Consider the following 20,258-nt stretch of genomic DNA (forward strand, 5'->3'; position numbering starts at 1 on the left):
GCGTTGCTGTAAAATGCCGAGCGTCCCGTCTGCACCAACGATTCTCCGAAAAACGGAATGTGAGGCTTTTTACCTGAAATTGCGCATATATTTGAAACGTTAACGCTCATGTACGACGATTATCCTATATTTGTATTTTTGTTTTCCAAAAAATTTCAATGCCAAATATTAGGCTAAGCATTCATAAATATTGTAAAATAGAGAGAAGAAAAACCTCCACGATGGAGGCTTGCCAGCAACCGGACCGGCTTTTCGGCAGATCTTGCCGATCGGATGTTTCCGATGGCCGATGATCATATGGATTTGCAAAACGGGATTCAAAATTGAAACACGGGCTTTCGGGAAGGGGATAACCATGTCCACAATGATTCGGCTCCTCACGACGACGGACTTCAGCGATATCAGTGAGGATTTACAGGAAGAGATCTATTACGAGTATTACGATTTTGCATACGGCATGATATATTACATTGTCAAGGATCACGCTGCTACCGAAGACATCATTCAGGAAGCCTTTATTAAAGTGGTCAAAAACAAGCCCGTATTCGAAAACGAAGCCAAACTTCGAGCCTGGCTCAAGGTCGTGACCAAAAATACGACGATAAATTATTTGCGAAAAAATAAAAACTACCGTAACCAAGTGGATGTTGAAGGTGTTTTTATGTATAAAGAAGACGTTCCCCAGTCTCCCATGTCGGTCGAAAACACCGTTGAAACCAAACTGATCGAAGAATCGATCATGGAATACCTTCAACAATTGAAGCCCGAATACAGGGTGTTGATCGAATACAGGTGGAAACAGGGACTGAGTTACAAAGAAATTTCAAGTATGCTGGAGCTGAGTGAAGATGTCGTCAAGCAACGTCTATTCAGGGCTCGGGAAAATATTAAGAAAATGCTGTTTAAAGAGTGGGGGATTAAGGATGAAAAGCGAAAAATTTGAAGAGTGGTTTGATGTTGCCTTTGACCGCGCAGTGTCTTCATCTTCCTTAACGTCCGACGAAAGCAAGCGAGCATCCTGGAAGAAGGTTCAAGCGCAACTCGACCAGGTTAAACGCAAGCGCAAACAGAGACGGCGTTTGCAGCTTAGCGGCATCGTAGCCGCATCGTTTATCGCGGGCGCCGTGTTTTTCAGCCCTTCGGGCGTCACCAAAGCTCTGTCGCCGATCGTTCAATCCGTCGTGGATTTGGGCAACGGCATGATCGGAATCGTGATCAAAAACGGCGATGTGCCGCCAAGCCTCGTGACGCCAAAAACCGAAAAACCGGATACGTACGTCGAACAAAACAGCGACGGGGACAACTTCTCCCGTTTGGAATGGTCCGAAGTCCGGGAAAGCGTCGGCCCACCCCTTAATTTGGACGAACTCAAATCCAAATTATCGTTTTCGCTGCCGGAATTGAACCAAATTCCTTCGAAATATCATTTTGAAAACTATACGTTATCCAATCCTTCCGTTGAGGGAAAAGGATACGATAAGGTTTCGTTAAAGTACACCGATTCGGATCAGCACGCGTTATGGATCCATCTGATGAATCTGAAAACGTACCAATCGACGATTTCCACCGTTCCGAAGGAAACGGAGAAAATCGCGCTCGGCGGTCAGGAAGTATTTTATAGTCCGGGCGTGTACAACCAGCTCTTAGGCACCCACCAGACGCTGATCATTCAGATTAGCAGCAGCTTGCCTAAAGAAGAATTGGTTACCGTTTATAAATCGTTCATGCAAATCCCTTAAACCGAAAACCGAAATACGAGACCGCCTTTCGTAAAATAGGGCTCCCGGGGCTCCTTTTACCTAAGCGCGGTTTTTTTATTTTTCGGAGGAGGCAGGCCTGCCAAGGAATAATTCCGATGCCGGAAGGAAACCTTAAGTGCGGTATATCACGACGCCCTGGAGGTCATATTATGGTAAAATACATCGCGCTAGCTGCGCTCATTTTGGTTGCAGGCTGCGCATCAAGCAACAACGTCTCGACGAAACAGGCCGCCCCGCAACCGGCCAAAATAACAACCCATTCCCATACCCGTTCGACGGACCCTGCTTCAATCAAAACCCAAGCATCGTCGACGTCAACGGACCGCATCGGGAAACTGTCTGCAAAAGGAACTCAGGACGGGATCACTTCCGAACTGCTTGACTTGATTCAAGCTCCGGCAGGCACCCCGGGAAACCAAGCCCCCGGAGGTACGCCCGCAAATCGGGGACCTGCCGGCGCACCGGTCAATCAGGGACCGACTAACGCACCAACGAACCAGCCGCCTGCCGGCGCACCGGCGGATCAGGAGCCGATCGACGGCACCAACGGACAAGCCGGAAGAAGCGCTGCCGGAAATGGAACAGCCGGAAACGGAACGGCTGGAACCGGCGCACAAAACCCTGCAAGCGGCAAGGATTCCACCCAGTTCGCGCAGCAGGTGCTCGATTTGGTGAACAAAGAGAGATCCAAAGCAGGGCTCGGCTCCTTGAGCATGGACGATGAGCTTTCCAAAATGGCCATGGCCAAAGCGCAGGACATGTACAATAACAATTATTTCGATCATAACTCCCCGACGCACGGTTCCCCGTTCGACATGATGAAGGAATACGGGATTACCTATCAATCGGCCGGGGAAAACATCGCCAAGGGACAGACCACTCCCACGCAAGTGATGAATGACTGGATGAACAGCCCGGGGCATAAAGCCAATATTCTCAACAAAAGCTTCACGAAAATCGGCATCGCTTTTTACAATAACGAGTGGGTGCAGGAATTTACCGGTTAAATTTTCGCCTTGCAAATCGCGGCAAAAGCAAAGGATATAAGCCTTCCCCTGGACGACCAGGCGAGGACTTATATCCTTTTTTTTGGGTGACCGCGTTAGAGACGCTTTATGGAGCCGCTATCGTCGGATCAGTTCAGTTCAATTATAAGTCCAGCTTATGGCCCCGCTCCATTCGGGAAATCTGCTTTTCCCCGGTATCGGCCATTTCCCGGAATTGATTGATCGTTTCGCGCATTTTAGGCAGAGCCTCCTGCTTATACGTGCTGATCGAATCCAAGGCGGACAACACGTCCGTAAACGCCTGCTTTAACGTGTCAACCGAAATGCTGGCCTCCAGCGCTTGCTTTTGAATCGCCGCTCCTTGGTTTTTAAGCATTCGGGACGTGCTTGCGATCAGCTCATTGGTCGTTTGGTTCAAAAGCTCGATCTTTTTCAGCACGATTTTCTGGTTGTATAACGCTGCGGCAACGGTGACGGAGATTTTGAGCGCTGAAATCGTGACCGTTTTCGCCCGATCTACCCCGCGGATCAATTCTTTGTTGTTTCGGATGACGACTTCGATCGCCATAATCCCCTGCTGGTTCACGACCAGCATCTGCTGCAGGTCCATGATCCGCTGGCGGAGCGGGAACAACACCTCTTCGGTAATGAAACGGATTTTATCCGGGTCTTCATTGCGCGCTTTGGCCGCTTCAATCTGGGCTTCGATGGAAGCATCCATCATTTCGCCGAGCTGAATTTCCTTTTGCAGCTTTTTCGTTAAATCCCGCAGGCTCTGCTGCTCGATTTCGAGCGTCGTATTGTCGTTTTTGAGGGTCTGTTTTCCTTTATCGAGCGAAACCACGATATCGCCGATGACGCTGTCCGCTTTTTCGAATTTCAAGAAATAGGCGCGGAGCGGGTTAAACAGCTTGCCGAGAAAACCCGTTTTTGCAAAATCGATGGCGCTCGGGTCCAAATCCTTCAGCTGCGTATGGAGTTCGGCCAAGCCTTTGGCGACTTGCCCGCCTTCGTCTCCCGTCTGGGAAAGTTTCCCTACCGAAACTTGAAGCATCGTGTTTTTGTCCGAAGACATTCTCATCGTATTCAAACCGAACGTATCGATCGATTGCAAAATCTCCTTCCGCTTCTCGAGCGAATCCAGATCCAGGTCCATAATCGCCGCGACGTTGGAATCGGCCAATTCCTTCAGCTTGGCGACTTCCTCCGGAACGGGTTTGACCTCTTCCTCAATGACGGCTTTGATTTCTTCCGGGCTTGCGACTTCCATCGAAAATGACATCGTAATCCTCCTTTAAATGACGTTACATTTGAACGTTGAACAGGTTTCCGATTTTGTAGACGACATCGTCGGTGTCCGCATTGATGCTTGCCGCCTCGTTGATGCTCGAGATGCTTTGGAGCGCTTTGATGTTGGCGTTGTATCCGATCGTGTAGATCGGGATTTTATAGGCTTCGATCAATCCTTTAACGTCTTTCAGCGTATGGCCTTCATTCGTTTCCCCGTCGCTCAGGACAAATATGAGCGGTTTGCTCGACGGATTTTCCGCCAAATAATCCTGCAGCATTTTGATCGCGACGACGATTCCGTCAAAGGTTGCCGTGCCGCCGTTCGCCTGCAGGCCTTGGACCGCGCCGACGAACATCGACTGCTGATTCGTATTGTATTTGCCGATCGGCAAATTGATGGTGACGTCGCTGGAATAGGACACGAGGCCGATGCTGTTGTCTTTCCCCAAATATTTCTGGCCCTTCAAAAGCGATTCTTTCAAACGGTTCAAAGGTTCGCCCGCCATGCTGCCGGAAACGTCGGTGACGAACACGGCCGCAATCGGCTTGTTGCCGTTTTTCTTTTCCTTCCACAGCTTTTGGGCTGCGATCAGGACGTCGCCGCTGACCACGGGAAGCTCGGATTTGTAATCTTCGAGTCCGTTGAAGCCTTTCTTCTCCGCTTCTTTTTGATATTTTTCCTGCGTGACGAATTCGGCGAACTTCTTAATGATATTCAGCTTGTTTGGAGACACGTCGCCAATGGCGTACAACGGGCTGTCATGTCTTACGCCGAACGGCGTGAACACGTATCCGCCTTTCAGGTCGGAGGCATTCGCAAACGTCTGGTTTTCCAAAACGAAGCCATCCAGCATGCCCGATTTGGCCGCGTCGCGCATTTGGATCGTCGTCGAGGCGGTAAACGGCACGTTGGCCTGGAAGTTCTCGAAGCCTTGGACCGCCTTTTCTCCCAAAAGATTTTTGTTGTCGAACGTATAAAGCGCGGTTAGCAGGAAGTTCAACCCCGTCGAACTGGCGAACGGATCGGTATATCCCATCGAAAACTCGTTGTTTGCGATCGCTTCGGTCACGGTCTTGACGTTGACGGCTCCGTATTTTTCGACCAGGGCGTCATGTTTGGCTTTCGATAAAACGATGCCCGGGACGTTGCCGACAAGCCGTTTGGAGACGAGCTGCGTTTTGATGCCGCTGGCCTTGACCATTTCTCCCCATAGTTCGTTGGAAGGGGTAAACGCGTCCGGAACGTATTTTTTGGACCTGATGTAATCGACGGCCGTGCCCGACGCGATGTTGCGAATTTTGACGGAAGCCGGTTTCCCGTTTACCATGATTTTGGCTTTGTTGAATTCGGTAGCCGCTTCGGTCAACCAGCCGTCAACGCCCGTGCCCGATTTTTCGATCGAAGAGAAAATTTCGACGAAGTTGTCCGCCGTCGTGTTTTTAACGGTGATCGGAAACTTGGAGATGTCCGGAAGCGAATCCCCGATATCGATCGGGTTCAGGTCGATTTGCCCTTTGACCGGCGTGTCGGTTTTGACCGCGACATTGGAGTAAAGCTTGTTTAACCGCTTGGCCGCATCTTCGGCCGAAACCTGCAGTTTGGTTTTGCCGAGATTGGAAGTCATGTTGACCCCGACGTAAACCAGCACAAAAACGATGACCAGGATGATACCGGAAATAAGAAAAAACTTGCCTCTTCTTGCCATTCATTGCACCTCTCACTGTTTATATAATTTGGTCTGCTTGATTAACGAGTCGATTTCCTGCATGCATGGCATGTTGTCGATGTCGCCGGGTTCAAAGCTGTCCAGGCGGGAGATTTCGATGATGAGCTTATCGAGCTTCAGCAAAATTTCCTCGTTCGTGCTCAAAGAGCTTTTCATGAAAGACAGGTACTCGTTGTACACCTTCGTTTTTTCCTCAAGAATTTCGCGCGAGAATTTGGACTGCCGCTGGTTCATGACGCTCAGGTATTCCGACTCGTCAAACACGCTGAGCCTGTTTAAAATGCTTTTGACGTTCAGGTAGAACAGCTTTTCGACCTCGTAGGCGACGGACGAAAACTTTTTGTGGCTCAATTCCCCTTCGTCAAACCGCTGGTTGATGATATTCATCAGCGTGGCTCTTTTTTTCAAGATGCGATCCAATTGCTCGAGGGCCAGCGTAACGAATTCCTGAAGCGATTTGACGTTGCGGTAGCGATTGAGCGCCTCCACATAGTCTTCATGCGTGCTGATCTCTTTGACGGGAATGACGGCCGGAGGCTTGAACAGCAGCATATAACATCCATAAAATAGGATGATGGCGCTTGCAACCAGCAACGTAATCCCGAATGCCGTCGAAAGAGCGCTTCCCCCGATCGAAATGCCCAAAAATCCGGGAGAGAGCACGAGAATGTTCAGGACCACGAGCCCTGCGACAAGCCCGAAAAATTTTATGTACTTCATTCGATCCAACGTCTACCTCCTTTTGCTACCTCGCCAAACGCGGGAAAACACCTTCAGGCTATCCCATGTGATTTTGCGTTGTTAAAGGCAATATATTTTTAAGTTGCTTGTTCCGTTTGGCGGAAGGTTTTCGTGATTGCGAACCATTCTCTTCCATTTTGTTATGTACCCTAGACACCGGTCCTGCATTGCGTCTTACCTCATCTTTCCATATACCTACGTTGCATTTCCGAATAGGTTCCATTCCGCAAACGATGACCACGATCGGCAAAAGATCCCGCTTGGTCCAAATACCCTTGCCTTTTGAAAATTGTACCATATGTCATAGGGGTCTGGAACGATTAAAATTTTTTGTTCCGCCCGGGGGGCCCTTTAATGAAAAAAAGACCCGCCCCAAAAGCAGGAGCAGGTCTCAAGGGTGAAAAGCATGTTGGGCAGAAGCCGAGAAAATGCATCGATGTTGTAGTGCGGTCAAAAGGTTCAGGATACGACGAACTGGACGATAATCGGAGTTCCGGGATCCAGGACATCCCCTCCGGGAATGGTAATCGCTGTCGTCGTCACGGTTGAAGTATCGGACGTTTGCATGACCCCGTTGACGTAGAGGTTGTAATAGTTGAAAGCACCCGGGAAAGCCGTGGCGGCAGCTCCGGCATCGTTGGTGAAAGCCGTAGCCGCGATGGCAAACGTCGCTCCCGTCCCCGTACCGGCACCGATTGTGGAAACGAATCTTCTGCTGTTTTGATATGGCGTCACGATTGGCATGTTTCTCACCTACCTTCTTTCTTGAGGAACACGCAATCATCAGAGACGAAGTTCTATGATAATGGGGGAGAAATACGGCAAAAGCAGATAGCTTGGTCCTCTTCTATAATCAATGCAGAAGGATCGGGAGATGCGAGGGCAATCTACCAAAAATTGCTAGACTTTCACATGAACCGTCAGCTCTACGGTCTCTAAAACGATGGGCGTGCCGGCATAAATCATGGAATTCTGGGGCGGGAAAAATAAGCTTGACGGTTCTGCATCGTAAAAGTTCCCCGGCTGAAGGATGCCGTTGATATACAAGTTGTTGAAACTGTTCGGCCCAATGCCCGAGAATACCGTCACCGCTTCTCCCGCATCGTTTGCGAAATCGCCGGCTGGTATCGTTGCAGACATCGTTAAATCCAGGTCGCTTTCCGGAACATAAAAATAGCGGTTTAACGCAGGAGTAACGGTAACTTCCGGAACGGTTCCAGGGGGCCCTTGGGGGCCTTGTGGCCCCTCCGGACCGGGGATTCCTTGTGCGCCCGGAGCACCCTGAAGCCCCACTGGGCCCCGCTCCCCCGGCGGCCCTGCGGCTCCCGGCAATCCGGCCGGCCCCTGCTGTCCGGGCGGACCTTGTTGTCCGGGGCTACCCTGTTCCCCTGCCTGTCCCGAAGATCCCACCGGCCCCGGAAACCCTAGGCGTCCGCGGAGCCCCCGATCTCCCGGCAGTCCGGAAGGTCCTGGAGCTCCTGCATGTCCTTGAATTTCCCGGAGTTCTTCCGATCGCCCATACTCTCTTTCCTCTTGCGGCCCGGGAACTCCTTGGACGCTTTGCGGAACTTGCGCCCCTTGAATGCCGCGATCTCCGGCCGTCACGGCGTTCAGCAAGGCTTCGACCTTTTGCAGCGCGACTTGCGTCGCAACCCGTTCCGCAATTCGGGTGAACCTTTGAATTTGTTTTTTTCGCCTTAATGGACCGCTTGGCATCGATACCGGACATTTTAATGTGCGTTTGTTAACCGATCGTTTTTTCTTTACGCATTTGGGCCTATTTTGGGCACTCGGGCATCTGCTCCTTCGCATATGCGGTTCGTTCAATTCCGTCACCTTCCCATAGGTGTAATCTGTATGTGTGTATGCCTTATCTATATGTCAAATGCACACCCAGGGAATGGACGAATAACTCGCTTACGCAGCGGAAGCTTTTCAATAATAACATCAACTTTCCACCAACCTCGAATGTTCCTCATTCTTCAACTGCGCTTGATAAAGCTCCTGGTATCTTCCGCCTGCCGCCAGCAGGGAGCGATGTGTCCCGTTTTCCACGATTTCGCCGTTTTCCATGACCAGAATCAGGTCCGCATGCTGCACGGTGGACAAGCGGTGGGCAATGACCAGCGTCGTTCTGCCGACCATCAGCTTCGAAAGCGCATCCTGAACCAGTCTTTCGGATTCGTTGTCCAATGCGGCCGTCGCTTCATCGAGGAGCAGGATCGGCGCATCCCGCAAGATCGCCCTGGCGATCGCAATCCGCTGCTTTTGTCCGCCGGAGAGCCGCGAGCCCCGTTCCCCGATCTCCGTAGCGAATCCTTCCGGCAGCTTCATGATGAAATCGTAGGCGTTGGCCTGTTTGGCGGCTGCGATTATTTGCTCCTCGCTCGCATTGGGGTTTCCATCCAAAATATTGTCCCGGATCGTCCCCGTGAACAGAATGGATTCCTGCGGCACGAGCGAAAAATAATCCCTGTATTCCCGGAGGCCGATGTCCCCGAGCGCTTTCCCGTCGATTCTAATGCTGCCCGATCCGGGAGGATACAACCCGAGAAGCAGTTTGAACAAGGTAGACTTGCCTCCGCCGCTGCCGCCGACGACGGCCACCGTCTGTCCCGCATACACGCGGAACCCGATATTGCGCAGCGCCAATTCGCCCTCCGATTCCTTGTACGAAAATCCGACAGAGGACACAACAAGCTCGCTGAATGCCGTTTTTGCCCGGCTTGCCGCCGGCAGCTCGGCGTATTCCTTGGGGGCGTCGATCACCTTAAAAATCCTTTCCGCTCCTGCCAATGCCTGCTGCATGCTGGACCATAACGTCGGCAGCAGAGCAAACGGGTTAATCAGGTAATTCATCAGCTGGACAAAAGCAAGCATCGCGCCGACCTCCAGGCTGCCTTTGGCGACGAAATACCCGGCAAGCAGGATAGCCGTCATAAAGGTCAAGATCGCAATCCCCTGCGATACGGCTCCGGCAGCGCCCTGGGTTTTGCCTTGGCTTTGCTCGATTTCCGCGATTTCCGAGCTGAATTGCCTATACTGCTTGGATATCTTTTTTTCAAGGCCAAAAATTTTGTACAGCATGCCGGCGCCCAACACATCCTGCAAGTACGAGGTTCCGCGCCCCATCGCCTCCTGAAGGCGTCCTCCTTTGATGCGCATCGATTCGCCGAACATTTTTCCCGTCAGGATCATCGCCGGACCGACGCAAATCGTGATCAATGCAAGCGGCCAATGAATATTGAGCAGGTAGATAAATGCGCACAATGCAAGGAGCGGATTTTTGATCAATCCCATGATGATGTTTCCCGCCGCATCGCCGACCGCCTGATTGTCGCTCGTGAACCTGGCAAGTAAATCGCCCGTATGGATCTGGTCATTATAGGCCTGATGCAGCCGCAAGGCATGGTCCATCGTGTCCAAGCGGATGTCGTTTCTGACTTTTACTGATGCTTTTTGTTTCAAGTATGTATCGAAAAATGAGATCAAGCTGGAGCCAACCAGTATGGCCGCCCCGATCGCGATGAGCATCGGCCAGATGCCAATATCGAATTTCACCGCCGCGTTCGTGATGAGGGACAAAAACCATGCAACGGACAGCTCTAAGGCAATTCCCGCCAGCATGGTCGTGATTAACCCGGCATAGAGCAGTTTATACTTGCCCATATATTGCAGCAGCCGGAAAAATACATCCTTTCTCTTCATGCCATACCTCTCTGACTATTATAGGTTTATGATATCAGTGGAAGCGTTTTCTAATTGCGTGATCCTCCCTCCCTATCCTTCTTTTTCCACAGACCATGATTATAATCCATAACGCGAAATGAGGATATATGTGTTTCTTGAATCCGATTAACCCCTTGGTCCGGCGGGGATTCGAAGCTTCCTATCAAAAATGACACAGCCCTTGAAAAAGATCATAATCATCGATTCTTCCCCATGAAGCGGAACAAAAAAATGCCGAAAACAGACCTGTGGTCCGTTCCCGGCATCTTCGCAGCTATGATGTTTACTTGTTCAGGACAACGAGAATTTTACACTGCTTGCGGTCTTTCGTCAGCTGTTCGAAGCCTTGTTCCACGATATCGTCCAGCGCAATCGTGCTCGTAATCACGGCATGTCCGTCGATCCGGCCGCTTGCCAACAGTTGGATGACTTCGGGGAACAAGTTGTTATAAGCATAAGAGCCGCTGATTTTGGCTTCCGTTTTGACGATGACGCTTGGGTTGAAGTTGACGGGTTTTTCCCAAAGGCTGATGATTTTGAACTCTCCTCCGGGTCTTACTGCGTAAATGCCCGATTCAAAGGTGGCCTGAACGCCGGCAGCGTCAAAAGCCACGTCAACCCCGCCGTTCGTCATGTCGGAATGAGCCCGACCGCTTTTTCATTAGGAATGACGAATGATGGCTCCCACCTGTTTCAATATGCCTGACATCGACTCAGGATCATGCACGTCGTATTCGTCGATGTTCAAGCGAAGCACCGGGCAAGCCTGAAATTCACGGATCCAATCCGAGTATCTTTGGTGCATGTGTTCCCAATAGGATACGTCGGTCTGAATCTCCATCTCGCGTCCCCGCTCCTTAATCCGGGCCAGGATGGACGGCAAGCTGCCTTCAAGGTAGATGAGGACATCGGGATGCGGGAAATACGGGGTCATCACCATCGCCTCAAATAGGCTGGTGTATGTTTCGTAGTCGATTTTCGACATCGTTCCTTGATCGGCGTGCATTTTGGCAAAAATGCCGGTATCCTCATAAATGGAGCGGTCCTGGACGAACCCTCCTCCTATTTCGAACATTCTTTTTTGTTCCTTAAAACGCTCGGCCAAAAAATAGATCTGCAAATGGAAGCTCCATCGTTCGAAATCGTGATAGAACTTTTCCAAATAAGGGTTATGATCGACTTTTTCCATGGAGGTGTTAAAGCCGAGCTGCGCCGCCAACGCTTTCGTAAGCGTGGATTTGCCCACGCCGACCGTTCCCGCTACCGTGATGATCGCGTTTTCCGGGATTTGGTATGGATTCATGACAAGTTCTCCTTTAACTGAGAGGCAATTTCCTCGAATTGGTTTTTGTTTTGGACGAAGTCGACCCGGTTGGCGTCGATGGTGATGATGATCGTTGAAGGTTCGCGGTCCGCAAGCGACGACATCGCCGCTTCGTAATCCTCGATCAACTGCTGGAGATATCCCGGATCCATGTCCTGCTCGAACGGCCGCCCCCTCTTGGCGATCCGGTGCAGCAGGGTTTCCAAACTTGCTTTGATGTAGATCATGATGTTGGGTTTAGGCAAATCATCCGTCAAAATATGATAGATTTGCTCGTATTTGTCCCGTTCCGCGCCGGTTAACGTTCGCTGGCTGAAGATCAGGTTCTTAAAAATATGATAATCCGAAACCACCGGTTTTCCCGACATGACGTACTCTTGGACCGTTTCTTTCAGCTGCTTGTACCGGTTGCACAAAAAGAACATTTCGAGCTGAAAGCTCCAATCGTCCATATTTTGATAAAATTTATCGATAAACGGGTTTTCTTCGACGATTTCCTTCACGACCGGAAGCGCGAAATGCTCTCCAAGCATCGCAGCCAACGTCGTTTTGCCCGCCCCGATCGGTCCCTCAACGGCAATAAAAGGCGTGTTTTTTTCCATGTAGCCGACTCCTTCTCCCATGCATGTGAAACTTCTCTATTAAAATTGGACCAACTCATTGTATCACAGACCGGCCTGTTTTCTCATCGAAACTTTGGCTTGGAAAATGTGACAACATTATGCGTGATGTGCGCCGCGAACCCAGGGTGAATGTTCTCAAATAAAAAAACGTTCGGGTACTTGCGACAAAATTGGCGGAATACATCCAGGGGTGTTTTTTTGCGGTCAAAAATGTAACATTTTATCATGACGCACGTCTAATATTTGGAATCTTCCGATCCAAGCTTCGACCGATCTCATTCTTTCGCGGCAATCTGCATCATTTTATGGTCACATCCTGAAAGGAGAATTTCAAACATGAAAAAAACGATTACACTTTTGTCGCTGGCACTCGGCCTAACGGTTTCGGCCCAGGCGTCCGCAGCGGCAGCAAATACGAATACCGCTTCGACCATCGCATCGTACGGAACGGATTCCCTTGTCAAAACGGACGGGACGTTCTGGATTTGGGGCCCTCAGCAGCCCGTGCCGACCCAAGTCCCGGAACTCAGCGGCGTAACGTCCATGCTCGGCAACAAAATGGTCGAGAAACAAGATCACACGGTATGGCTCTGGGAGACTAAAGTGCTGAGCAAAGCGGTGACCGTCAAACCTGTCAGCGGGATCAGCAACGTTGCGAAAATCGAGGGTTACGGGCCAATGCTCGCCATCGATGCGGACGGGAACGTTTTCAGCTCGGTAAAAACGAATGAGGGCTGGGATCTGACGCATTTCGAACCCGTCAAAGGCATCGACCATGTGACGGACGTCGAAAGCTTTTACCGCAGCAACGACAAAACCGGTGAAGGACGCCGCGTTTTCTTGAAATCTGACGGGACGGTCTGGACGAACTCGGATTCCGCCCAAAACTTCACCCCCGTCAAAAATCTCGATAACGTCGTTCAACTCGAAGACACGATCGCGCTGAAAAAAGACGGCACCGTTTGGACCTGGCCGAAAACCTTAAAAGGCACCGGCCCTCTTCCCAGCACGCTGAGCGCGACGAAAATCCAGTCTTTAAGCCACATCAAAAGCATCTGGCAGAACCAGCAGTCCTCGCTCGCCATCGACAGCCAATCCCGGCTTTGGTTCTGGGGTGCAACCGTAACCGGATATTCGGACGGCCCGGTATATACCGACCATGCCAAACCGGTCCTGTTGACCGGCGTAAAAAACGTGAAAGAGGCGTATATCGTAGAAAATTCGATTGTGGCCTTCACGGGCGACGGCAAGGTGTACGAGACTTCGATCCAGCGGAATCAGGTACCGTCCAACGCCTCCTTTAAGCTGCTCGCCTCGGACGTGGTTTCGGTCAAAAACGGCGATCGCCACATCATCATGCAGAAAAAAGACGGCACCCTTTGGGGATGGGGCGTCAATAAAGCGGCGGAACTCGGCCATGGCGATTATGAGTTCATGCATAACACGCCCGTACCCGTGCAAAAACCGATCTCCGTTTCCTTGAACGGGGAAAACGTGCCATTGGGCAGCGGCGTCATCACGCGCAATGAGCAAAATTTCGTGCCGCTTCGTTCCGTGTTCGAAAAAATGGGGGCCGAAGTCTCCTACGACGAAAAAAGCAAGACGGCAAAGGTTACGCGCAATGAAGCCGGAAAACCTGCCATTTCAATCGCGGTAAACGTAAAAACGGGCAGCATCACGCTGAACGACACCCCGATCCGGTTCGATAACAAACCGTTTACCGTGGACGGAACGGTATACCTCCCGCTTCGCCTGATCAGCGAAAAGCTGGGCGCCGCCGTCAACTGGCTGCCGAATGAGGAACGGATCGCCATCCGTATGGACTAGTTCGGTTCGGCTTAAAAAACAAGGAGGGTCGTATATGAACCGCGCAAAGCCCGTAACGTCGCTTCGCCGGCCGGCCGTTCTGGCCATCGCTGCAATCATATTGGCATCGGGTGCCAGCACAAGCCTGGCGGCAGACGAAAATCATCGCGGCGTTAGCGTATCTGCTCATGCTGCTGCCAATGTTTCTTCCGGTCCGGTAGCTTCTTCTTCCGTAAAACCGGCAGCAGAAACCGCCTTTACGCAGGTATTGGCAGGTACCTATTATTCCGTCGGATTGCGTGCGGACGGGTCGGTCTGGACATGGGGCCGCAATTTATACGGCGAATTGGGGCTGCCCGGCACAAGCGCGGTCGGAAGCGTCAATGCTCCGGTCCGGCTAGTCGGTCTCACCGGGATCCGCTCGATCGCGACCAGCGGTTCCGGGTATCAGCTTGCCGTCAAAGATGACGGAACCGTCTGGGAATGGGGATCCCATCTAAGAAATTCGACCGAGACGCTGCCGCCGCGGCAGTTCCCCTTGCTAACGGGCGTTGCCCAGGTCGCGACGCAGCATGCCGTCAACTTTGCCCTGAAGCAGGACGGATCGCTTTGGGCTTGGACGAAGGATGTTGATACCGGGAAAACGGGTCAGCCCATAGAGATTAAGCACACCGGCAAGTACGTCAGTTTGAGCGCTGCGGGAGATACCGTATATATACTCGACGATGCCGGGTCGTTATGGGTGATTCGGGCGGAACGGCAAGATAACCGATTGAACGTACTCCCGCCTGTTCGCGTTTCAGGCCTCCCTGCCCTAAAGCAGGTCACGGGGCATTTCTACTCCGATATGTACGGGATCGATCCATCAGGCACAGCCTGGAAATGGTCGTTAACTCCTTCTGCCGCGTCGCATAAACTTTCCGGGAAACCGATAAAGCTCTATCCCGGCCTCAAGTTTAAGCAGGTGGCTGGCAGCGGTTTTGCGATGCTCCTATCCGAACAAGGCGAGGTTTGGACTTACGGCAAAGGACCTGACGGCAAGGAAGGCAAAGTGAAAGGCTTAAAAGGGATCGTTGCCCTTTCCCCCGGATCGAGACATGCTTTGGCTATCGATGCACAGGGCCAGGTCTGGGGCTGGGGAGCCAATCAATGGAACGAGGTCGGGGTCCGCAGAAATTCGCAGGACGGCATGGAATATGCGCCGAAGCGGCTGCAAATCCCGATCACCGTTAAGGTCAACGGAAGCCTGCTCTCTTCCTCCTTCCCTGCTACGATGTCCGGCAACTTGATTAACGTGCCCTTAAAGGATACGGCAAAGGCTCTGGGGGCGGAATTGAAGACCCCGACGACGGCGGAACACGGAGGCATGTATACGCTCAAATATAAGGATACCTCGGTTAACTTCCGCCATGGTTATAACGAAGTGGACATCAATGGCAAAAAAGTGCTGTTGCCCAGCCCGATCACCGCGGAGAACGGAGCGACGATGATTCCCGCCTCCCTGTTGAAGCAGATGGGATTCACCGTCACTTGGGATTCAAAGCGCTCCGAGCTGACCATCACTGGGGCGTAATCGATTCGTCAAATCCAAGGAACGGCCTTATGCGTATTTAGCTGCAAACACGGGGATCATCCGGCTATTGGATGATCCCCGTGTTTATAATGGAAACCTGGACGTTCGTATGAAATTGCACCTCTTGATATTCCTTGCTCCAGTCCTTTTGTCTCCAAATGCGGTTATGGTATGCGATAAGCTCCCTGCCGACGCCGAATATATCGCAATTAGCCTTTTGCAAGCTGCGCACGACGTCCCGCGCTTGCCTCGTCAAAATATCGGACAACTCTTGATTGACCCGAACGATCGATTCCTCGGTCAACGGATGACTTCCCGTATATTCTTCGATCAGCCCCTTGAGCTTGATGTTCAGCTGAACGTGAACCTCCCCGTTTTTTCCAACCATCACCTTGAATGTTCGTTTGACCTTTTTTTTGCCGACGTTGAAACTGATGTTTCCCCGAAGCGGTCCGTCATCGATCTTTTTGGTAAAACGCGCATTGTCTCCGGAACGTCCCTTGAGAAGGACCAGCATAATCGAATCCTCGGTATTCAACTCCCCGGTGAAATATTGATCATGAAACAATGCGACGCCTTTGGCAACGATCTCTTTCCCTTCCAACCCGATGTACGGCAGCGCAAAGTCCTGGCCCGGATCCTTCAAAGCCTTGAAAACCGTATCCATCGTTTCGGGCGGATAAAAAAGGCTCATTTTCTCCAGGCTTTCGATCTTTTGGACCAGGAATTCCCCGATTTTCAGTTCCCCGACCTCTTTTTGGCCGATGATGTCCGACGCTTCCCCGTCTGTGATGATCAGTCTTACGTTCGAGCTCGGATTGTCGGGATCCCGGAAGTTCACATCCATGGGAGGTTTCAAGCCATTTAGCGCCAAGTCTTTGCCGATGACTTGAACGCCGTTTTTGAGCACCCGCATGTTCCCTCTTACCCGTGCCCGAAGCTCGTTGCTCGAGCCGCGGGTCGTTGGTCCGACTGCGATGTGGATTTCGTTTTTCGTGCTGGATTGCTCCGATTCGGGCGGGATAATGAGCTCAACCGTTTCTTTTATCTTTTTGTCTTTCGTCAGATCAAAACCGACGCTGTATGCAAGATTCAAATCTTTCAAATACTCCCGGTCCCAGCATCCCGCCAACATGGCCGTCGACAGGACCGCTCCAAGCACGGCGACTGAACGTTTCATGCAGATCGTTCCACCTTCTTTTTGAACAATTTCGATCCGATGACCATGGCAAACGGAAGAATGAATATAAACAGATACGCCGCATATTCCGCGGAAACGTCCAACCGGCGTATGGCTAACGGCGTTACGGGAAGCAGCGTAATGAAAAATATCACGGCGTTAACGTAGGGCGTAAACACTCCATGGCTTTTTCGTTTGAACAATTGCGCAAGCCCCACGGAAGCGGCATACGCATAACTCGTGATCGAGCAGACGAGGGTAATCGACCAGATGGGAAGGAACAAGACGTCCGCCCGGTCGACGATGTAAAAATTCAGCGACTTGACCAGATAAAGCACGGGTTCGGGAATCAAGCGAAGCTGCTCCGAGCTGAACACCATGAGACAGGTGCAAACCACGAAAACATAAAACAACGTGACGAACAAATTCGACATGCTTATGATCATCAGCTTCTTCTTGTCCGAAGCATCGATAAACGGAAATATGACCAGAATCACCTCGAATCCGTACATGGAGATCGTCGTGTCCTTCGTCGCCTTCAAAATGTTCCAAATGCCCGCTTCCATTAGCGGAAACATATATTCCAGGCGGGCTTGGGTCAATCCGTAACTTACGAAGATGATCAGCGGGATAAACAAGGCGGACGACAAGGTATAAAAACGGGCCATCACCGTCAGCTTTTCCTTCGCCAAGTAATACGTCGTGACAGAAAACAACGCAAGCAATACCCACGTCGGCGTTGCATTCATCATCCATCTCTGCAGCACGCCGACCGCGCTGAGCATAATGTTGGCGCCGAGCAGCACGAAATATCCGATATATCCTGCAATGAGCAGTTTGCCGAATACGCGGCCCCCGAGGCGCAGGCAGATTTGGAACAAATTTAGGCCCGGAAATTTGCGCAGCAGCAACCACAACATCAGGATGATAAGCTGCGTGATGGCTCCCGTAATGAGAACGGAAATGCCCGCCCCGCCTCTGGCGGTCTCATTGAGTTTATATGGAATGGAAAGAACCCCGACTCCGATTTGGGCCTGTATGATAAACAGGAACAGCTGCCTGGCCGATATCTTTTTTTCGGTCTGAGCCATATTGTCCCCCCTTTCCTGCGTCTTTTCCTAAAAGTCAATTGTCGTTGCCTTGCGCCTTTTTGCGGATGTTCCAGACCGGAAACCTCGAGAATGTATCCTTTAACCCCTGAAATTTTAGAGGAGCAATCGGATAAAAATACGGCTTGCCGAATGATTCGAGCTTGCACAGGTGAACAAACAACAACGTCAATCCAAAAGCGATGCCGATATATCCGAACAAGGCGGCCGCGATCATGAGCGGGAATCTTAAAATCCTTAGCGACGAGCTCATTTCGTTGGACGGAATAAGGAAGGAAGAGATGGCCGTCAATGCGACGACGATCGTCATCGTATACGAAACCAATCCGGCCTTGACGATCGCGTCTCCGATCACCAAACCTCCAACGATACCGATCGTTTGGCCGACGCGGCTTGGAAGCCGCAGTCCGGCCTCCCTTAAAAGCTCGAATATAAGCTCGAGAATCATCGCTTCAACGATCGGCGGATAAGGAACGCGCGTCAGCGAACCTTGCACCGTAAAAAACAATTGGATCGGCAAAACGTTGGAATGGAAAGAAACCGTCGCAATGTAGATCGCCGGCAGCTGGAACGCCGTAATAAAGCTGATGAGGCGGATGAAACGGATAAAAGACGCGATCATCCACCGGTTGTTGTAGTCGTCGGGCGTTTGATAGAAAGTAAAAAAGCAAGCGGGCACGATCAAAGCCGTCGGATCGCCCTCCAAAATCAACGCGATATGTCCGTCGACAAGATAGGCGCTCGTATGATCGGGCCGCTCCGTATTCACATGCTGCGGGAAGATCGAAAACGGATTGTCCTCCATCAATTCCTGGATGAACCCCGTAGACATCACCGTGTCGAGCGAAATCTCCGATAATCGTCGTTCCACTTTTTGGACCAGCTCGTTATCGCACAGGTTTTGAACGTACAGCATCGCAACCTTTCTCGGCACGGTGTTGCCGACGGTGTGATACCGTACCGTGAGGTCGGGAGTGCCGATATGCTGACGGATGAGATGCAGATTGACGGTTAAATTTTCGATAAAGCCGTTATGCGGGCCGCGAACGATCGCTTCGTTTTCCGGTTCGGTAATGCTCCGCTCGTATTTGGCCGGCGTCGTAAGCACATAAAATTCATCGTCCCCGTCCAAAAGATACAGGCAGCTGCCCTGCATCAAGCCCTGAATGCCTTTTTCAAGGTCGTTGCTCCGTTCCATCCTCAGGGTCGTAAACAGTTCCGAGAGGCTTTTTCCTTCCGCAAAACTCATGGGCGCAAGAATATTGCGTTCGATCAATGCCGGATCGACGAGGGATTCAAGGTAAATCAGCGCTCCCTGCGTATCTTTGTACGGATGATGTTTTATTTTGAGGTCATGGGTATCGAACAGCGCCTTTTGAATATACTTCGTATTTTGCTCCAAACTGAAAAAGGCATGTTGGGATGACTCGTTCATGGATGATCGCCTGGCTTTCCGATTATGATGAGTTACTTGGTAATTTCTCCATTCATGAGCAAAATATTCCCTTCTGCAGCCCATTTCGGGCGCACAAAAAAAACCGCAGCGATTGCGGCCTTTTTCTAAATTTATGCGTGTGACGCGTCCAGCTCGGCGAAGCTGCCTTCGCGCTTCATGTATACGCCTTTTTTATACACCGATTTAATGACGAAATTCGAACCGAGTTTTTTGTTCGTCCGATAAATAAGCGAATTCACTTCATCGATGCCGACCAGCTCGGCGTTTTCGACGCAGCGTTCCGGCCACACCTGCTTCATGATTTCCTCTTTGGTGACGAAATGGTTCAGGCGGCTGTGCAGCAGCTTAAACAACAGATACTCTTTTTTCGATAAGGTCACCTGCTCGGTGCCGATCTGAATGCTCTGCAAATGGTCATACAGCTGCACTTCGCGCTCCAGCAATTCGGAAACCGAATACTCCCGCGTCTCTTCCAGATCCCCGTCGAATTCCACCTGCAGCCTTACAAGCCCGTTCACAAGCGTCAGCCGGTCTCCGGGGGACACAAGATATCTCTTGTGCGGAATCAAACGCTGTCCGTTCAGCTCGGTGCCGTTTTTGCTGCCCAGATCTTCGATGAACACTTCCTGGTGAACACGGTGCAAGCAGCAATGGCGTTTCGATACCAATTGATTATAGATCGCCAGCACATCCCTGTTCATATGCGTGTGTCTGCCGATCGTGACGATTCTCCCTTGCTCTAGATACAGGAACGAACCATGTCCTTTTTGCCCGGCTGTATCCAGAATGATTTTTACGATATCCGGCATGTTCAATCTCCCACTTTCTAACCGCGGTTAGGCGCACCGAAGGGCGGCCTTAACCAAAAATGATAAATTCATCAGATTTGCTCCATTGTTTGCCACACGGGCTCATTTTATAGTAAAAGCAACA

19 protein-coding genes are annotated in these 20,258 nt (G+C 51.1%); 5 read left to right on the top strand and 14 right to left on the bottom strand.

Features of this window, described 5'->3' with window-relative positions:
- Positions 1–168 precede the first annotated feature (168 nt).
- Positions 169–363 carry a hypothetical protein gene (locus AC27KL_RS25960; RefSeq protein ID WP_487171604.1) on the bottom strand — a complete coding sequence of 65 codons (195 nt, stop codon included), beginning with the start codon at positions 361–363 and terminating at the stop codon, positions 169–171.
- On the opposite strand from AC27KL_RS25960, the gene AC27KL_RS25965 reads away from it, so the two are divergent.
- From AC27KL_RS25965 to AC27KL_RS25975, 3 genes are all read left to right on the top strand, one after another.
- On the top strand, positions 356–943 hold the full coding sequence (locus tag AC27KL_RS25965; RefSeq protein ID WP_339324993.1) for an RNA polymerase sigma factor: 588 nt from the start codon (positions 356–358) through the stop codon (positions 941–943). The two genes, AC27KL_RS25960 and AC27KL_RS25965, sit on opposite strands and share 8 nt — an antisense overlap.
- Complete coding sequence (locus AC27KL_RS25970; protein WP_487171605.1) at positions 924–1,739, top strand: hypothetical protein; 816 nt, start codon at positions 924–926, stop codon at positions 1,737–1,739. Before AC27KL_RS25965 ends, AC27KL_RS25970 begins: the two co-directional genes overlap by 20 nt.
- Before the next feature lie 170 nt (positions 1,740–1,909).
- Complete coding sequence (locus AC27KL_RS25975) at positions 1,910–2,767, top strand: CAP domain-containing protein (protein WP_487171606.1); 858 nt, start codon at positions 1,910–1,912, stop codon at positions 2,765–2,767.
- Between the two features lie 142 nt (positions 2,768–2,909).
- Here the strand turns inward: AC27KL_RS25975 and AC27KL_RS25980 are convergent, their stop codons facing one another.
- The 9 genes from AC27KL_RS25980 to AC27KL_RS26020 form a co-directional block, all read right to left on the bottom strand.
- Complete coding sequence (locus AC27KL_RS25980; RefSeq protein WP_339324996.1) at positions 2,910–4,049, bottom strand: toxic anion resistance protein; 1,140 nt, start codon at positions 4,047–4,049, stop codon at positions 2,910–2,912.
- 22 nt (positions 4,050–4,071) lie between these two features.
- Complete coding sequence (locus tag AC27KL_RS25985) at positions 4,072–5,763, bottom strand: vWA domain-containing protein (RefSeq protein WP_487171607.1); 1,692 nt, start codon at positions 5,761–5,763, stop codon at positions 4,072–4,074.
- A 12-nt stretch (positions 5,764–5,775) separates the two neighbouring features.
- Positions 5,776–6,504, bottom strand: a complete 729-nt coding sequence (locus AC27KL_RS25990; RefSeq protein WP_339325147.1) for a PDDEXK family nuclease — start codon at positions 6,502–6,504, stop codon at positions 5,776–5,778.
- Between the two features lie 480 nt (positions 6,505–6,984).
- Positions 6,985–7,269, bottom strand: coding sequence for a DUF4183 domain-containing protein (locus tag AC27KL_RS25995; RefSeq protein WP_487171608.1), 285 nt, complete (start codon positions 7,267–7,269; stop codon positions 6,985–6,987).
- Between the two features lie 156 nt (positions 7,270–7,425).
- Entirely contained in the window at positions 7,426–7,818 is a 393-nt protein-coding gene (locus AC27KL_RS26000) for a DUF4183 domain-containing protein (RefSeq protein ID WP_487171609.1), read from the bottom strand.
- A gap of 654 nt (positions 7,819–8,472) precedes the next feature.
- The gene (locus AC27KL_RS26005; RefSeq protein WP_487171610.1) at positions 8,473–10,233 is read right to left on the bottom strand and encodes an ABC transporter ATP-binding protein; all 1,761 of its coding nucleotides are present in this window, start codon (positions 10,231–10,233) and stop codon (positions 8,473–8,475) included.
- Between the two features lie 304 nt (positions 10,234–10,537).
- Positions 10,538–10,888, bottom strand: coding sequence for a zinc-binding dehydrogenase (locus AC27KL_RS26010; RefSeq protein WP_487171611.1), 351 nt, complete (start codon positions 10,886–10,888; stop codon positions 10,538–10,540).
- A 27-nt stretch (positions 10,889–10,915) separates the two neighbouring features.
- Positions 10,916–11,557 carry a deoxynucleoside kinase gene (locus AC27KL_RS26015; RefSeq protein WP_339325000.1) on the bottom strand — a complete coding sequence of 214 codons (642 nt, stop codon included), beginning with the start codon at positions 11,555–11,557 and terminating at the stop codon, positions 10,916–10,918.
- Positions 11,554–12,180 (bottom strand): deoxynucleoside kinase, encoded by a 627-nt coding sequence (locus tag AC27KL_RS26020; protein WP_339320762.1) that lies wholly within the window; start codon positions 12,178–12,180, stop codon positions 11,554–11,556. Before AC27KL_RS26020 ends, AC27KL_RS26015 begins: the two co-directional genes overlap by 4 nt.
- Before the next feature lie 357 nt (positions 12,181–12,537).
- On the opposite strand from AC27KL_RS26020, the gene AC27KL_RS26025 reads away from it, so the two are divergent.
- Positions 12,538–14,028: a stalk domain-containing protein gene (locus tag AC27KL_RS26025; protein ID WP_487171612.1), complete on the top strand. Its 1,491-nt coding sequence runs from the start codon at positions 12,538–12,540 to the stop codon at positions 14,026–14,028.
- Between the two features lie 34 nt (positions 14,029–14,062).
- Positions 14,063–15,580 carry a stalk domain-containing protein gene (locus tag AC27KL_RS26030; protein WP_487171613.1) on the top strand — a complete coding sequence of 506 codons (1,518 nt, stop codon included), beginning with the start codon at positions 14,063–14,065 and terminating at the stop codon, positions 15,578–15,580.
- 64 nt (positions 15,581–15,644) lie between these two features.
- On the opposite strand, the gene AC27KL_RS26035 is transcribed toward AC27KL_RS26030, so the two are convergent.
- The 4 genes from AC27KL_RS26035 to AC27KL_RS26050 form a co-directional block, all read right to left on the bottom strand.
- Positions 15,645–16,760: a Ger(x)C family spore germination protein gene (locus AC27KL_RS26035; protein WP_487171614.1), complete on the bottom strand. Its 1,116-nt coding sequence runs from the start codon at positions 16,758–16,760 to the stop codon at positions 15,645–15,647.
- On the bottom strand, positions 16,757–17,851 hold the full coding sequence (locus AC27KL_RS26040; protein WP_487171615.1) for a GerAB/ArcD/ProY family transporter: 1,095 nt from the start codon (positions 17,849–17,851) through the stop codon (positions 16,757–16,759). Before AC27KL_RS26040 ends, AC27KL_RS26035 begins: the two co-directional genes overlap by 4 nt.
- Before the next feature lie 34 nt (positions 17,852–17,885).
- Complete coding sequence (locus AC27KL_RS26045; RefSeq protein ID WP_339320767.1) at positions 17,886–19,304, bottom strand: spore germination protein; 1,419 nt, start codon at positions 19,302–19,304, stop codon at positions 17,886–17,888.
- 131 nt (positions 19,305–19,435) lie between these two features.
- Entirely contained in the window at positions 19,436–20,134 is a 699-nt protein-coding gene (locus AC27KL_RS26050) for an FHA domain-containing protein (RefSeq protein ID WP_487171616.1), read from the bottom strand.
- Positions 20,135–20,258: the final 124 nt, after the last annotated feature.

The sequence above is a fragment of the Paenibacillus sp. YAE3 genome (assembly GCF_057546105.1).